Below are 15,763 nucleotides of genomic sequence, written 5' to 3' on the forward strand. Positions count from 1 at the left end.
GTCGTCACTCCATAAACAGATCAAATTGACCTTGGTGAATGGAAACCGTCGTAAAGATGTCGGGTCACGAGTTCCTCTGGATCTCGTCGGCAACTTCCAGTTTCCGGCTGCTTTATGCGCTCATCTGGTGATGTTGGCAAATCACTTACTATATCGTTGGCCGGCAGATTATGCATGCCCAGCGCGGATGTCGCCATCATGTCCGCAGCGGCCTGGAATATCCCGGTGCTCACCACGTGATGCTGGTTAAAACGATATAAGCGAGCCATGCACACACTGAGATCATGCTGAGAATGGCCAGGAACCATGCAGTCTCAGATATGATGAGGTTAACTGTTTTCATGCGATACGGTGCGCCTGTTTCGCGTAAAAGTCGAGCTACAAGATTATTTACTTTCTATCCGGCAAGAAAAGGCCCATACGGCTCCTATCAGACGCTGATCTGGTGCGGAACGTCCTGCAAGATATGTGGTGAGGTTCCCGGGCGAGCGGCTCTGGATTTGACCTGCAAGACTGTGTGGTGACCATGAAGGTACCGGCACCCGCGTAAGTCTCAGGAACGAAGGGAAGCGGGCGCTGGCCCGCTTTTTTGTTGTCTAGCGTAGACCGTCTTTCGTCGCCTCGAGCTCGGCGGCAATTCGTGCCCGCTTCAGACGCTCAGTTTTCTCGCGGCGCTCCCTCTCTTCATTGTGCAGGATCCGGCGTGCGTTGGTATCGGTTTCCTCGGCGCGGCGTTCCGACATTGACCGCCTGTTTGAAAGCGTTCCACCGGACTTCTTTCTGCGCGTGTCGGGAGGTCCGGCAGTGATCGCGCTTTCAGCCGGGGTGGCGGAAGCCCGAAGAGTGGGGCCTTGAGGCTGGCCGCCGGCCGGAAGTCGCTGTCCGTTGGCGTCGAACCGTTCGCGCGCGGCGCCCATCCATCGGTCACGAACCTCCCAGCTTTCGTCGGCCCAACTACGTCCCTTATTATCGGTGTAGAGCCTGCGGGCCAGATCTTCGAGATTGGATGTCATTGAGCAGAATAATCACTGATGGTTGTCGAATGCCAACGAATTCGTACGCAGTTCGGGAGCATTTCGAGCAGGCCTTCAATAAGCCATAGTGTCGGCACATTCTCGCCTGATCGTTATTAGGGCCTGGCTTGGCTTCGTGCGGCGTCAAAGACAATCGACCCGCCATTCTCGTTCCTGAAATCGGTGTTTGCTGCGTCCCTCTAAAGGAGGGGTGTATATCTATGGTCGATAATATAAGGGATCGCCACCATGCCAACGGGCAAAGTGAAATTCTTCAATGGTCAAAAAGGCTTCGGTTTCATTGAGCGCGACGATGGTGAGAGCGACGTGTTCGTTCACATCAGCGCGCTGGATCGGGCTGGCCTTGGAGGCCTGGTTGAAGGTCAATCGCTGACGTTTGATCTCGAACAGGACAATCGTGGACGCGCTTCTGCTGCAAATCTGCAGGTAAACTGATCGCTTCTGCGGTTTGGGGAAGGCCCAGGTGACCTGAGACCCGCTCCTCTTCCGCTTCAGCGCGGACTTTTCAGGGCAGCAGGTCAAGTGGTTTGCGGCGCGGTGAGATTGCTACACCTCGATGGCGCAATGTTGATCTCGAAGGCCGCAGCATGTCGATTGTCGAATGCGCAGAACAGACAGCTGAGGGTGTCAGATACAAAGAGCCGAAATCCGGGAATGCCCGGACGGTGGCACTCTCAGTCGGCGTTGCAGAAAAGCTGAAGACGCATAGGGCGCGACAGGCAGAAGAATTGCTTGGTCTAGGGCTCCGATCCAATGCAAACAGCTTTGTGGTCTCGCAGGTAGACGGCATACCTTTGCAGCCGCGCTCGATCATCATGAGTGGGTGAGATTGATCGAAAAGACTTCTCTGCCGCCTGGATCTCTATTCGCACGTCATGCCGGGAATGCAGGCGGATGCAGCGGAACAGGTTGACGCCGCAATACGAGGCGCGGTAAAGGCGAAGCCGTAAAAGGCATTCGGTAGCAAAATGGTAGCAACGCCCAAATCGAGCGGTGCGCAAAATCCGAAAAAGCTAACGAAATCAATGCCCGGAGGGATGGCCGAGCGGTTGAAGGCACCGGTCTTGAAAACCGGCAGGCGGGTGACCGTCTCGTGGGTTCGAATCCCACTCCCTCCGCCATTTTTTGCTGATTGCGCGCTCACACCAACCGACGCCACGGAAGGCCGATTATACGCTTCGGCCCGATATCTCTTGAAGATCGAGGTGACGGCTCTCGACGCAATTGCTGCCATCCGAACCCATCGCAGCGAATGTCTGCTCTGAGCCCTCAGTTGCCGGTCGCACAGCTACGTTGAGACGAAACGTCTGAACACATCGTTAGGGTATGCTTGGTCTCGGATAGTGAAGTGCGTGGTGCCGACCTTTTCGAATTCCTGGTCAAGGTAAAAGGCGATCGCGGGCGTGTTTTCGGAATCGGTCGTCAGCCAGACCGATCGGGCACCAACGCTGCGTGCGTAGATCAGACCTTGTCCGAGAAGAGCTTTCCCGAGCCCTCTACCCTGGTGTCGAGGCTGAATGTACAGAGTCGCGATCTCCATAGTGGAGCAGCCTGAGACTGGGGCCCCTTTTCCTTGACTGAGACGGATGAAGCCATCGATGCCGTCTTCGTTTTCAGACACGATCACATGCTCGTTCGGGTCTTTCAGCAGGGCAGTCAACTTGGGTGTCGTGAACTCGTTCAGTACAAATTCAGCGAACAACGCGTTCACGCCTTTGCGGATATAGGTTCCAATCCAAACCTCGATTGAAATGACTGCAATAGCTGCAGCATCAGACGGTTGCCCGGTGCGAAACTTCATACTTCAACTTCCAGAATTCCGTGGTTGGTGTCGAAATTAGGAGATGAGGTTAACCGCTGCAATGTCCGCATAGCTACCAGATAGTCACTTTCATACGAGTGACAGGTTTCTACCCCATTGTGGCCACTCGCTCTTGCGTCAATTCTAGGGGGGCTATAGCGCAAACGCAGTTCCCCGTTTCATCGCTCCTTCCGTCAACCGTCGCGTTTCACGCCAATCTACCCTCGCACCGCGCTCCGGAAGGCAGCGGACAGGGCGGCGAGGGCCTCCCGGGACCGGTCGTCCGTAACTCTCGAATGGAGCAGAACCGGCAGGCGCGGCAGATCGGGGAGGCCGAGCCGGGGGCCCACATCAACCGCGCCAAAGGGCAGCATGCGGGGAGAAAGGGCGGCAACGCCCAGACCCGCCACAACAGCGGCCGAGACCGCCGAAACACCGCCTCCAACGAATGTCTCCGTCCAAGCGACGCCCGCCTCGTCAAGAATCCGGCTCGCCATGGCGCGTACGCCGCAGGGCTCTGGCATTGTGGCGATCGGCAGGGGCTCGCTCGCGCGATGCTGCCAGCCCGGCGATGCAAACCAGCCGAACTTTTCTTCAGCGATAACCTCTCCGTCGCCGCGTCCCACATGCAGACGGGCAAGGGCGGCGTCGAGCTCGCGCCGGTCGAAGCTTTGAAGCAGGTCGCCCGAGGATCCTATGCGGATCTCTATCAGCAAATGCGGGTCCTGCGCGTTCATGCGCGCGATGAGGGCGGGAAGTTCCGGCCCGGCAACATGGTCGCTGATGCCTATGGTGAGCCTCTGCCGGGAGGAAGCAAACGCAGCGAGCGCACGGTCATGGGTTTCCATAAGCTCCCGCGCCCGTTCCAGAAAGGCCGCGCCCCGTGCCGAAAGCTGCACAGAACGCGGTGTCCGCTCGATGAGCCGGCAATCGAGCCTGTCTTCCAGCCGCTTCAGCTTGAGGCTGATCGCGCCCTGTGTCGTGCTCATGGCTTCGGCAGCGCGGGTGAAACTGCCAAGCTCGACGATGTGGAGAAAGGCACGGACGGAATCAATGTCGAGGGTGCGTGTTATCATTTAGATATATTATCATTGATATAAGCAACGATACCATACATAAATAGTTCGACGGCGGTTAGTGTCCTGTCCAGACCAGATGGAAAGGATTACCATGCCACGTCTCAACATCTCACTGCGCGCTGGAAAACCGGAAGCCTACAGGCAGGCAATCCTCGACAGCCTTTACCGCGCGATGCGCGACGCACTCACGGTGCCGGAAGACGACCAGTTCATGACCATTACCGAACATGATGCCGCAAATTTCCGCCATGGCGCGGCGTTTGGCGTCGCACGGAGCGAGGACCTGGTTTATATCCAGATCATTGTGTTCGACACGCGCACCCTGGACCAGAAGAAGGCGTTCTTCCGACGGGCCACAGAGCTGCTGGGCGAACACCCGGGCATTCGTCCGGAGGATGTTTTCATCAACATCATCGAGGCAGCGAAAGAGAACTGGTCTGTCGGCCACGGCCTCGCGCAATTCGCCTGATCTGCATGCAAGCGGATACGGTGCGCAGGCCACGGGTTTGCGCCGGGCGGGGCGCCTCCAGGAGGCGGCCGGCTATGCGGTCACTGCCACAATGAAGGGGCGGGCCTGCGAACCTTTGCTGGCGTGACTTTCCAGTTCGACGATGGTGAAGGCCTCATCGCTCATGAGCTGTTTCAGCTCATTGACGGAGAAAACACTCACATGCGGCGCCTTGCCGACGGCACGCATGGCCGGCAGCAGGAGACGCCTGATCAGAAGGTTCATCTCGCCGACGCACGGAGTCTTGGAGATGAATATCCCCTCGGGCTTGAGCAGCCGGCGGATTGTGCGCAGCGTGGCCCGGGGATCGCGCGTGAGATGCAGGTAGTTGAACCCAAGAATGACATCGAAGCGGTCATCTCCCGCCAAAAAATCCTCCGCGACAGCCTGACGGAAAGCCAGGCCGGGGCAGGGGGCTTTCCGCAGCCTGTCGCCGGCGATGGCAATCATCGCTTCGGAGATGTCGGTTGCGCGGTAGGAGCCCGCTGCATGCGCCAGGCGCAGGGCGGTTGTCCCTGTGCCGCAGCCAAGTTCGAGCACGCTGTGGTTTTTCTGGAGGAAGCCGAGCGTGCGCGCCAGCGTGCGCTCGTATCCTTCCGGATCGGCAACAGCCGATGCGGCGTATTTTCTGGCGGTCCTGTCCCAGAAACGGGCGTCCGAAATTGCCGTCATGCGAGGCTCCAGATTGATCGGCCAGAGCCTAGCATATGCATCTGGCGCGACAATTGATTAAATCGGAACGATATATATACGTAAATGCATGAGGGCATTGGACTGGAACCTTCTGCGTGCGTTTCACGCCACGGCGACGCTGGGGTCGCTCTCGGCTGCGGCCCGGCATCTCTCGCTGACCCAGCCGACGCTCTCGCGGCAGATCATCGCCCTTGAAGCGGAACTGGGCGTTGAACTGTTTGAGCGGATTGGACGGAGGCTGTCTTTGAGCCCGACGGGCTCAGCCCTGCTTGAACATATCGAGCGCATGGGCGACGCCGCGGATGCATTTTCCCTGGCTGCAAGCGGCAATGTGCAGGCACTGACCGGGCGGGTCAGCATCTCGGCCACGGATACGTTTTCCTCTTATGTCCTGCCTAAAATTCTTGACCGCATAAGGCTCGAGGCACCGCAACTCAGCGTGATGGTCGTGGCCTCCAACGATCTGAGCGATCTGCACCGGCGGGAGGCCGATATTGCGATCCGCCACGTGGCTCCCGACCGGGAGAGGCTGGTCGGGCAGCGCCTGCGCGATACCGAAGCGCACTTTTACGCTTCTCACGACTGGGTCGAGCGCAATGGCCTGCCGCGCAGCGTGGATGAACTGGCGCATTCCGACCTTATCGGCATAGAGGATGTCGAACGCTACACGGCTTACCTGAACGGCATGGGCATCCCCGTGGGCGTGGCGGACTTCCGATTGCTTTCCAACTCCGGGATCGCCGCCTGGCAGATGGTCCGGCAGGGGCTCGGTGTTGCAGCCATGTTGCGCGAAGTGGCCGAGCGCACCCCCGGGGTGACGCGCCTGCCGCTCGATCTGCCCAAAATCACGGTGCCGATCTGGCTCGTCACCCATCAGGGACTGGAGGCGAGCCCCCGCATAAGACTGGTTCAGAGAATAGTGGGCGAGGAACTGGCCCGTATGTGATTCCGACGGCAGGCACCGGTGCCGTCATTTGCGTTTTTGTCGCTGTCACACTAAACCAGCAACGAGAAATGCCACGGCTTGTTGCAATTTTGGCGATTTGCCCCTTTGCTGCCACAAATGCTTAACAGCTTGCTAAGGTATTTCGGGGCAGGGTGCGGAGGGCATCCTGTGCTGTTCAAGACTGGAACGCCTCGTTTCCGGTAATTTTGATGAGTGGGGATATCTCGCGATCATGAACGAGATTTCGATGCCCGGGGGAGATGCGGGCGCATGAATTTTTCGATTGTCGCGCGCCGCATGACGGTCCGTCGCTTATCGTCCGGTATCGCCATTGCCGCATGCGCAGCGCTGCTTTCGGCATGCAATTCGACGACACCGAAGGTGGCCGTCAGCAAAAGCAAATCCAAAGAGTATTTCGCCGAATCCGAATATGGTGTGAAAGCCAGCCCGCGGGTCGCGGCAAAAACATCGAACCTGCGCCGGGGCGGTGGACGCTATCAGGTCGGAAAGCCTTACCAGATCAAGGGAAAGTGGTATCGCCCCAAGGAAGACCCCGACTATGAAAAGGTCGGTGCGGCATCATGGTACGGCGATGCGTTTCACGGCCGGCTGACGGCCAATGGCGAAATCTACGACATGACGCATCTGACGGCGGCGCATCCGACCATGCCACTGCCGAGCTATGCGCGCGTCACCAATATGGACAATGGCAGCTCGGTTCTGGTGCGCGTGAACGACCGTGGTCCTTTTGCACACAACCGCATCATCGATCTTTCAAAGCGCGCCGCACAGCTTCTCGATTATCAGAGCGCTGGCGTGGCCAAGGTGAAGGTCGAATATGTGGGACCTGCTCCGCTGGAAGGCCGCGACGATGAATATCTGATGGCCTCCTACCGGCCGGGCGGCGCGGCACCTGATCCTTCCGACGGCCTGCCGACCGGTGTGATGGTGGCGATGAACGGCCCGACACCGACCGCCACCCTCCCGGGTGTGAGGGCTGCGGATGCCTTCGTCAGCCAGCCAGGCCTGACATCGCAGCCGGTCGCCGCATCGGCGGCGTTTGAGCTGCCGGCATCCGGTCCGATCGTTCCCGATCGTCCACGTACGCTCCCGCTTGAGGAGATCCCGCACGACGTGGCTGCACTCTCCTATGCCGATCAGCGCGTAACTGCCGCGGCGGGCGCCTTTGAAAGCGTGCTCAAGCCCAGCGATCCCCGCTCGCAGGAGGTTGCGCGCTGGTGGCGCCGGCAAAATGGCCTTTCGCTGCCGGGGCCTGTCGCCGAACCGGACACCTTCGTGAGTGTCGGCACCTGGACAGTGAAAGCGGAAGCCGAGACGCGGGCTCGCGCACTGGCTGCATATGGCGAGCCGCAGATCGAAACCGTATCCGACGAAGCCGGTGTGGTTCACTACGCGTTGACGGTAACGCCGGAGGCTCAATTCCGGATCGACCAGTTGTTGCAGGCTGCCTGGGCAACGGGTGCCGAGGACGCTTTCATCGTTCGTTAGCCGGCGGCAAACTGCGCCGCAACGGTTGATTTTCACGCTCTCATACCGCTAGATTCAGGAAGTTTTCCTGCGCTTGGGGGCGTCGACGTGTTTGCCGCGTTCAAAAAGATACTGTTTTTTGCCTTCGGTCTGACGCTCCTTGCGAGTCAGGCAGCCATGGCTCAGCTGTTTGAAACCCGGGCGAAGCAGGCATTTCTCGTTGAGGCCGAAACGGGCACTGTACTTTTTTCCAAGAATCCCGATGAGCGCATACCGCCGGCATCACTGGCGAAATTGATGACGATGGAGGTCGTCTTCAATGCGATCAAGAGCGGGCGGCTCTCCCTGAGTGACGCGTTCTATGTCAGCGAGCACGCCTGGCGCACCGGCGGTGCCGTGTCTGGAACGTCCACCATGTTCGCGGAGATCAAATCTTCCGTGCCGCTGGAAGCCCTTATTCAGGGCGTGATCGTGCAATCCGCCAATGACGGCTGCATCATCATCGCGGAGGGCATGGCGGGTTCTGAAGAGAACTTCGCCCAGTTGATGACCGAGCGGGCACGCAAAATCGGCCTGACGGATTCCGTGTTTGTCAACGCCACGGGCCTGCCCGCCGAGGGGCAGCACGTCACCATGCGGGACCTGGTCACGCTGGCAATCCATCTGCAGAAGGAATACCCCGAGTTCTACAAATACTATGCGCAGGAAGCCTTCACCTGGAACAAGATCCTGCAGCGCAACCGAAACCCGCTTTTGCGCATGAACATTGGCGCCGAAGGCCTCAAGACCGGATATACAGAGGCTTCCGGCTACGCCATCGTGGGGGCGGTGAACCGCAACGGCCGCCGCCTCTTCGCGGCGATGAGCGGACTGTCGAGCGAGAGCGAACGGGCCGAGGAGGCCCGCAAGCTGCTGGACTGGGGTATTCGCGCTTTCGAGAAGATCGAACTTTTCAAAGCCGGCGAAACGGTTGGCCGGGTTTCGGTTTTTGGTGGTGACAAGGCAGAGCTTGCCGTGCGGGCTGATGGACCGATCGCGATCTTTCGCCCGATCACCAATGCCGATCGGCTGCGTGCACGCATCGTCTATCAGGGGCCGGTCCCGGCTCCCGTGGAGGAGGGCACGCAGGTCGGCACGCTGAAAGTGTGGATCGGCGACACGCTGAGCCAGGAAACGCCTCTCTACGCCGCTGAAAGCGTGAAAGAGGGTGGCCTGCCAGACCGGGCACTGGACGCAATGGGTGAGTTGCTGATCGGCTGGCTGCGAAAATACCGTTCTTGAGACGTACACCTGCATCAAACAGCAGTTTACAGAACACATATCGGCATGGACCTTCGTGAAACGAAGGCCTGGATCGCCGCGCGTCCATTCGGACGCACAAAGGACGATCCAGGTTATTGATGGAGCATCGGAATAATCCGAAAACCGGATTCCACTTTTCGGTCCGATGCTATAGATCGCCGTGCGTCCATCCGGACGCACAAAGGACGATCTAAATTATTGATGGAGCATTGGAATAATCCGAAAACCGGATTCCACTTTTCGGTCCGATGCTCTAAGTAGGATGCGTCCGGCAATGACGCCGCACGAAAGGTGAAAAAGGAACAAAGTCTCTTGTCTCGCGGTTTCTTCATCACATTCGAGGGAGGCGAGGGGGCTGGAAAATCGACTCAGATCACGCAGCTTGCAGCCAGCCTGCGCGATCAGGGACACGATGTGATCATCACGCGCGAGCCTGGTGGCTCTTCGGGAGCCGAAGCCGTCCGGCATGTTCTCCTGTCAGGCGCGGCGGAGCCGTTTGGACCGGCGATGGAGGCGATCCTTTTTGCAGCCGCACGATCTGACCATGTGGAACAGGTGATCCGCCCGGCGATTGAACGGGGAGCGATCGTTCTGTGCGACCGATTTCTGGATTCCTCGCGCGTCTATCAGGGGGTTACAGGCAATCTCGATGACGATTTCATGCGCGAGCTCGAGCGAGTCACCGTGAACGGCATGGTGCCGGATCTGACCGTCATCCTCGATATCGATCCTGAAGAGGGATTGCGCAGGGCCGGCGCACGACGCGGCACCGAAGCGCCGGACCGTTTTGAGAAAGAAGCGCTGGCAACGCATCGCCGCCGCAGAAAGGCATTTCTCGAAATCGCCCGAGCGGAACCGGGACGCTGTGTTGTGGTTGACGCATCCATGCCGGCAGACAGGGTCACCGCAGCCATTCAGCGCGCCGTTGAACGGGCCATGGCCAAGGGACAGACCGGGCGCGAACGGAGGCAGGCCTGATGCTTGAGCGGACGGCGCCCGAGCGCTTCGATACACTGCCGGACATACCCGAGCCTTCGGAAAACCCGATCCTGGTCGGGCATCAGCGGGTGGCCGACATGCTGGCCGGCGCCTACCGGGCCGGGAAACTCCATCACGGCCTCCTTTTTGCCGGCCCGCCCGGTATCGGCAAGGCTACGCTCGCCTTTCATCTCGCCAATCATCTATTCTCCCACCCGCAGGCGGAGAGCGCGCCTGCCCGGTTTTCCGCTCCGGACCCCAAAGGGCAGGCCTTCCGTCTGATCGCGCAGGACGCGCATCCCTCGCTGCTGCACCTGACGCGGCCCTTCGTGGAGCGGGACAAGAAATTCAAGACCGTCATCACGGTGGATGAAATCCGCCGTATCCAGCGGTTTCTCTCCCTGACGCCACACGATGGCGGCTATCGGGTCGTGATTGTCGATCCGGCCGACGACCTGAATGTCAGCGCCGCCAACGCGCTGCTCAAAAGCCTGGAAGAACCACCGCCGCGCACGGTGTTCATTCTGATAGCCCACTCGCCCGGGCGGCTTCTGCCAACCATCCGTTCGCGCTGCCAGATCGTTCGGCTTCAACCACTCGACGCGCCCGACCTCGCGGGCCTGCTACGCCAATTCGGGGCGGCGGAAGCGGGCAGCGACGAAGAGATTGCGGCACGCGCGCAGGGCAGCGTGCGCAATGCGATTCTTCTATCGCAGTTCGGCGGTGCCGAAATCGCCGATGTTTTGCAGAAACTGGTCACCGGCCGCAGTTTTGACGCCGCCGAAGCACTGCGCCTCGGCGAAGCGGTCAGCGGGCGCGACCGGGACGTTCAGTTCTCGATCTTCAACCGCGCGGTTCTGGATATGATCAATCGGCACGCCACGGCGCGGGCCGAAGCAGGTGACACAAGGGGGGCTGCCGCGGCTGCAGACCTCTGGGACGAGATAAACACGGCAATCCGCGATGCGGAGACCTTCAACCTCGACCGCAAGCAGCATGCCGCAGGCATTGCCGCGAAGCTTAATGCCGCATTCAACGCCTGAAGACGCTGGTTGGGCTGGCATGCGCATGCGCGATGCGCTATCTGGGCGTCATCAAGCAATATGTTTCCTGGACGTTCTTCCCAATGGCCCGCGACAAGTTTTACATCACCACGCCCATTTTTTATCCCAATGGCAAGCCGCATATCGGTCATGCCTACACGGTGATCGCGACGGATACGATGGCACGCTTCCAGCGGCTTGACGGCAAGGATGTCTTCTTTCTGTCCGGTACCGACGAGCACGGGCTGAAAATGCAGCAGACCGCCGACAAGGAAGGCATCACGCCGCAGGCGCTCGCAGACCGAAACACCGCCGTGTTCCGCGACATGATCGCCGCGCTGGGCGGCTCGAACGACCAGTTCATCCGCACCACCGAGGAGCGGCACCATCGCGCCTGCCAGGCCATCTGGCAGAGAATGGCCGACAATGGCGACATCTATCTGGACCGTTATTCGGGCTGGTATTCGGTGCGCCAGGAAGCCTATTTCGACGAAAGCGAAACGACGGTTGGCGAGGATGGCGTGCGCCGTGAGCCGCTCGGTTCGCCGGTGGAATGGAACGAGGAGGAAACCTATTTCTTCCGCCTCTCCGCCTATCAGGACAGGCTCCTTGCCCACTACGAGGCCAATCCGGACTTCATCGGTCCGGCAGAACGCCGCAACGAAGTGATGAGCTTCGTGCGCTCGGGCCTCAAAGACCTTTCCATCTCGCGCTCGACATTCAACTGGGGCGTTCCGGTGCCGGGCGACGAAAAGCATGTGATGTATGTGTGGGTCGACGCGCTCACCAACTACATCACCGCTGCCGGCTATCCCGACACGGATGCGCAGAACTGGTCCTACTGGCCCGCCAACGTGCATGTCATCGGCAAGGACATCGTGCGCTTCCACGCGGTCTACTGGCCTGCGTTCCTGATGTCGGCCGGGATCGACCTGCCCAGGCGCGTCTTCGCGCACGGGTTCCTGTTCAACCGCGGAGAGAAGATGTCGAAATCGGTCGGCAATGTGGTCGATCCCTTCGCGCTGATTGAGCATTACGGGCTCGATGCGGTGCGCTACTTCTTCCTGCGCGAAGTGCCCTTCGGGCAGGATGGCAGCTACAGCCATGATGCCATCGTCAACCGCACCAATGCGGATCTGGCCAACGATCTTGGGAACCTTGCACAGCGTTCCCTGTCGATGATCGCCAAGAACTGCGGCGGTCAGGTTCCCGAAAAGGGCACGCTTGATGCGGCCGATCAGGCAATTCTGGCGCGCGCCGGGGAGGCCCTTGAAACGGCCCGCACCGCCATGGAAACGCAGGCTCTGCACCAGGCGCTCGGCGCGATTTTCGGCGTCGTGGCCGAGGCGAACCGCTATTTCGCCGGGCAGGAGCCCTGGGCGCTGAAAAAGACAGACCCGGCGCGCATGCAGACCGTGCTCTATACGACCGCCGAACTGGTGCGCCGTGTGGCCATTCTCTGTCAGCCCTTCATTCCGGGCTCTGCTGAAAAGCTGCTCGACCTGCTGGCCGTGGAAGGGGACGCCCGGTCCTTTGCGCATCTTGGCGAAGAGAATGCGCTCGTTTCCGGCAGCGCGCTACCGGCACCGCAGCCGGTCTTTCCACGCTATGTCGAGCCGAAAACGGAAGGCGAAGGAGCCTGATAGGGATGCTGGTCGACAGCCACTGCCATCTGGATTTTCCCGATTTCGAGGAGGACCGGGCCGGTTTCATCGAGCGCGCGGGCGAAGCCGGCGTCGGGCTTATGGTGACCATCTCGACCCGTGTGCGTCAGTTCGACCGGATTCTGGCAATTGTCGAGGCACATGAGAACGTTTTCTGCTCTGTGGGCACCCATCCGCACAATGCGGATGAAGAACTCGATGTGACATCCGATGAGCTCGTGCGCCTTGCCGGACACCCGAAGGTGGTGGCCATCGGCGAAGCGGGGCTCGATTATTTCTATGACAAGGCGCCGCGCGAGGCACAGGCGCAGGGCTTTCGAACGCATATCCAGGCCGCGCGCCAGACAGGTCTGCCGCTCGTCATCCATGCGCGCAATGCCGATGACGACATGATCGCAATTCTCGAAGAAGAAACAGGGAAGGGGGCCTTCCCCTTCATTCTGCACTGTTTTTCCTCCGGTGCAGCGCTGGCGGAGGCCGGTGTGAAACTCGGCGGCTACGTTTCGTTCTCCGGCATTCTGACCTTCCGCAACTCGCAGGAGCTGCGCGACATCGCGGCAACCGTGCCGCATGACCGGCTTCTGGTCGAGACGGATGCACCATATCTCGCCCCCGTGCCAAAGCGCGGCAAGCGCAACGAACCGGCTTTCGTCGCGCATACGGCGCGTGTTCTCGCAGAAACCATCGGTCTTTCCGATGAAGAGACGGCTGATCTGACGACAGAGAACTTCTTCCGTCTTTTCAGGAAAGTGCCGCGGGATGCGGCGCGGTGAGCGATGTTCTGCGCCTGACGATCCTGGGATGCGGTTCTTCGCCAGGAACGCCGCGCATCACCGGCGACTGGGGAGCCTGCGACCCCGCCAATCCCAAAAACCGGCGGCGACGCTGCGCGGCACTGGTGGAACGCATCTCGGAGAATGGCGGGATAACGCGGGTCGTCATCGATACGGGACCGGATTTCCGTGAGCAGATGATCGCTGCCGGCGTCGACCGGCTGGATGCGGCTGTCTACACGCATCCCCATGCCGACCATATTCACGGTATTGACGATCTGCGCGGCTATGTCCTCAACCAGCGGCAGCTGATGGACATCTACGCGGACAAGCCGACGCTGGAGCGTCTGAGAGAAGCCTTCGGTTATTGCTTCGAAACGCCGCCGGGCAGCAATTATCCGCCGATCCTGAAGGCGCATCCAATCAGCCACGAAGAGGCGTTTTCGATCGACGGCGCTGGCGGGCGAATTCTGTTTCAGCCGCTGCCTCAGATACATGGCGACATTCTTTCACTCGGTTATCGCATTGGCGGTCTGGCCTATTGTCCCGATGTCAGCGCATTTCCGGACGACACACCGGAGCTGATCTCGGGCGCGGACACGCTGATTATCGATGCGCTGCAATACCGGCCGCACCCAAGTCACTTTTCGCTCGGGGAAGCGCTGGAGTGGATCGAGCGTCTGGCACCAAGGCGCGCAGTTCTGACACACATGCACATACCGCTCGACTATGAAACCGTGCTGCGGGAGACGCCGGATCACGTGGAGCCGGCCTTTGACGGCATGGTGCTCGAATTGCCCATTGAGGAGGACACGGAATGAGCAAGAGCATCAAACGCGTACAGGCGGCCGCCGAAGCTGCCGGACTGGCAATCGAGGTCAAGCGGATGGGTGAATCGACCCGAACCGCCGAGGAAGCGGCCAGCCAGTGCGGCTGCAGTGTCGCGCAGATCGTCAAATCGCTGATCTTTCAGGGCGAGCAAAGCCAAAAGCTCTATCTGTTTCTGGTTTCCGGCAGCCGCCAGCTCGACACCGCCAAGGCATCGGCACTGGTCGGCGAAACCCTGAAACGCGCCGATCCGCGGCACATCCGCGACGTCACCGGGTTTGCCATTGGCGGCGTATCGCCACTCGGACAGCCCGACGAGGTCGCACGCTTTGGCGACGAGAGCCTGGCAGGTTTCGATCTTGTCTGGGCTGCGGCCGGCGCGCACGATGCCGTTTTCTCCGCCGAGCCGGGTGCGCTTTTCACGGCGGCAGGTGTGCAGAAGGCCGATATTGCGGTGTAACCGGCACAGGTGCACGCCGCCGGACATCCCAAAGCTCAATGTCGGTAAGTTCCATAATCTATCTTATGCGATCTTCTGATGTGGCGGGGTGGTTCAAGTTTGAAGTGCGGCTTGCGAGCGGTTCGATACGAAAATGCGCGCACGAAGCCCTTTCCCTTCTTGTGCTCTCTCCCCCTGTTCAAACAGGAAATGCGGTGTGGGGAATGTCTGTTCTTGATGCGCGGCGACACACAATCCATTCGAGAACCGGGGCAAGAGCAGACAGAGCGCGCATACCCTGCCCGTCGTTACGCGCTCTCATTCACCGTCAGGCGCATGCTTCCGCCCATCGTCTCGCCCGGCGCGAGCCGCTGTAAGCCTCCGAAATCCGGATGGTGGAAACCGTTGGCCGTGTGGCTCATCGGTTCGAAACACAGAAATGCGAAGTCCGGCGGCGGTGAAAAGAGCATGTAACGCGAGAAAACGGGATCGGTGTCGATGGTTGCGGCAAGACCATGTTCGGGCCAGACCAGACTGGCCCTGCAATCCCATCCTTCGAAACAATTGTTTAGCCCGTGGGCCGGAAGGAGACGGGGTTTTGAGAAATCCACCGTATCGGGCAGCGGTTCGTTTCGGTCGGGAACGTGGTATTCGTCTTCCGTCCACCAGGATTGTGCACGGGCCTGCAGGGTCATCCGGGGTGTCCGGGGGAAATACGGATGCAGACCAAGGCCAAACGGCATGGCGTGGCGCCCCCTGTTTTCCACCGCAATGGAGATTGTAAGCTGGCTGCCATCAAGCGCAAACCGCTGTGTCGCCCTGTAGGTGTAGGGTGATTGCGCGTCGCCCTCGCGCTGCATGTCGATTGCTACGGAATGCGCGGTACGATCGATGACGGCCCAGTCGCTCTTCCAGCCTTCGCCGTGCAGGTAGAAAGGCGGCACGTCATTGGGTTCAAACCTGTATGTGCGGCCTTCATAGTCAAAGGCATTTCCGCCGACCCGATTGGCAAAGGGCACCATCGGAAAGCAGGCCGTATCGGTCGGGCCAAACGCCCCCTCCTCCCCGGCGAATGGCCGCAGGATCGGATGCCCGTTGCGGTGGTATCCGTCAAGAATCACACCGTAACGCGGCGATACGCGAACGCGCAGTTCCGTGTTTTCCAGTAAAACCGTTCCGTCTGTCAT

General features: G+C 60.0%; 16 protein-coding genes and 1 tRNA gene. 12 read left to right on the forward strand and 5 right to left on the reverse strand.

What is annotated here, in order from left to right; genetic code table 11:
* Positions 1 to 596 precede the first annotated feature (596 nt).
* A complete protein-coding gene (locus AC07E3_RS00130; RefSeq protein ID WP_478359960.1) occupies positions 597 to 1,013 on the reverse strand; it encodes a hypothetical protein in 417 nt (138 codons plus the stop codon).
* A 249-nt stretch (positions 1,014 to 1,262) separates the two neighbouring features.
* Here AC07E3_RS00130 and AC07E3_RS00135 point away from each other — a divergent pair, with 249 nt between their 5' ends.
* Together AC07E3_RS00135 and AC07E3_RS00140 are read left to right on the forward strand one after the other, a co-directional pair.
* Positions 1,263 to 1,469: a cold-shock protein gene (locus AC07E3_RS00135; protein ID WP_292895611.1), complete on the forward strand. Its 207-nt coding sequence runs from the start codon at positions 1,263 to 1,265 to the stop codon at positions 1,467 to 1,469.
* A gap of 596 nt (positions 1,470 to 2,065) precedes the next feature.
* A tRNA-Ser gene (locus AC07E3_RS00140) sits at positions 2,066 to 2,155 on the forward strand.
* 167 nt (positions 2,156 to 2,322) lie between these two features.
* Here the strand turns inward: AC07E3_RS00140 and AC07E3_RS00145 are convergent.
* Together AC07E3_RS00145 and AC07E3_RS00150 are read right to left on the reverse strand one after the other, a co-directional pair.
* On the reverse strand, positions 2,323 to 2,835 hold the full coding sequence (locus tag AC07E3_RS00145; RefSeq protein WP_478359961.1) for an N-acetyltransferase family protein: 513 nt from the start codon (positions 2,833 to 2,835) through the stop codon (positions 2,323 to 2,325).
* Positions 2,836 to 3,053: 218 nt separating this feature from the next.
* Positions 3,054 to 3,911: a LysR family transcriptional regulator gene (locus AC07E3_RS00150; protein WP_478359962.1), complete on the reverse strand. Its 858-nt coding sequence runs from the start codon at positions 3,909 to 3,911 to the stop codon at positions 3,054 to 3,056.
* 94 nt (positions 3,912 to 4,005) lie between these two features.
* On the opposite strand from AC07E3_RS00150, the gene AC07E3_RS00155 reads away from it, so the two are divergent.
* A complete protein-coding gene (locus AC07E3_RS00155; protein WP_336071432.1) occupies positions 4,006 to 4,383 on the forward strand; it encodes a tautomerase family protein in 378 nt (125 codons plus the stop codon).
* A 72-nt stretch (positions 4,384 to 4,455) separates the two neighbouring features.
* Here AC07E3_RS00155 and AC07E3_RS00160 read toward each other — a convergent pair whose 3' ends face one another.
* Complete coding sequence (locus tag AC07E3_RS00160) at positions 4,456 to 5,094, reverse strand: class I SAM-dependent methyltransferase (protein ID WP_478359963.1); 639 nt, start codon at positions 5,092 to 5,094, stop codon at positions 4,456 to 4,458.
* 88 nt (positions 5,095 to 5,182) lie between these two features.
* Here AC07E3_RS00160 and AC07E3_RS00165 point away from each other — a divergent pair, with 88 nt between their 5' ends.
* The 9 genes from AC07E3_RS00165 (at position 5,183) to AC07E3_RS00205 (ending at position 14,597) form a co-directional block, all read left to right on the forward strand.
* On the forward strand, positions 5,183 to 6,061 hold the full coding sequence (locus AC07E3_RS00165) for a LysR family transcriptional regulator (RefSeq protein WP_478359964.1): 879 nt from the start codon (positions 5,183 to 5,185) through the stop codon (positions 6,059 to 6,061).
* Between the two features lie 270 nt (positions 6,062 to 6,331).
* Entirely contained in the window at positions 6,332 to 7,570 is a 1,239-nt protein-coding gene (locus tag AC07E3_RS00170; protein ID WP_336071435.1) for a septal ring lytic transglycosylase RlpA family protein, read from the forward strand.
* Positions 7,571 to 7,726: 156 nt separating this feature from the next.
* A complete protein-coding gene (locus AC07E3_RS00175; protein ID WP_478359965.1) occupies positions 7,727 to 8,830 on the forward strand; it encodes a D-alanyl-D-alanine carboxypeptidase family protein in 1,104 nt (367 codons plus the stop codon).
* Between the two features lie 333 nt (positions 8,831 to 9,163).
* A complete protein-coding gene (gene tmk, locus AC07E3_RS00180; RefSeq protein ID WP_478359966.1) occupies positions 9,164 to 9,829 on the forward strand; it encodes a dTMP kinase in 666 nt (221 codons plus the stop codon).
* The gene (locus AC07E3_RS00185; protein WP_478359967.1) at positions 9,829 to 10,872 is read left to right on the forward strand and encodes a DNA polymerase III subunit delta'; all 1,044 of its coding nucleotides are present in this window, start codon (positions 9,829 to 9,831) and stop codon (positions 10,870 to 10,872) included. The genes tmk and AC07E3_RS00185 overlap by 1 nt, the downstream gene beginning before the upstream one ends.
* An 83-nt stretch (positions 10,873 to 10,955) precedes the next feature.
* On the forward strand, positions 10,956 to 12,515 hold the full coding sequence (gene metG / locus AC07E3_RS00190) for a methionine--tRNA ligase (protein WP_478360127.1): 1,560 nt from the start codon (positions 10,956 to 10,958) through the stop codon (positions 12,513 to 12,515).
* Positions 12,516 to 12,520: 5 nt separating this feature from the next.
* Positions 12,521 to 13,309 (forward strand): TatD family hydrolase, encoded by a 789-nt coding sequence (locus AC07E3_RS00195; RefSeq protein WP_478359968.1) that lies wholly within the window; start codon positions 12,521 to 12,523, stop codon positions 13,307 to 13,309.
* A complete protein-coding gene (locus AC07E3_RS00200; protein ID WP_336071440.1) occupies positions 13,306 to 14,130 on the forward strand; it encodes an MBL fold metallo-hydrolase in 825 nt (274 codons plus the stop codon). Before AC07E3_RS00195 ends, AC07E3_RS00200 begins: the two co-directional genes overlap by 4 nt.
* Positions 14,127 to 14,597 carry a YbaK/EbsC family protein gene (locus AC07E3_RS00205; protein ID WP_025029416.1) on the forward strand — a complete coding sequence of 157 codons (471 nt, stop codon included), beginning with the start codon at positions 14,127 to 14,129 and terminating at the stop codon, positions 14,595 to 14,597. Before AC07E3_RS00200 ends, AC07E3_RS00205 begins: the two co-directional genes overlap by 4 nt.
* A 287-nt stretch (positions 14,598 to 14,884) precedes the next feature.
* Here AC07E3_RS00205 and AC07E3_RS00210 read toward each other — a convergent pair whose 3' ends face one another.
* Positions 14,885 to 15,763 (reverse strand): aldose 1-epimerase, encoded by an 879-nt coding sequence (locus tag AC07E3_RS00210; RefSeq protein ID WP_478359969.1) that lies wholly within the window; start codon positions 15,761 to 15,763, stop codon positions 14,885 to 14,887.

The sequence above is a fragment of the Nitratireductor lacus genome, assembly GCF_056431025.1.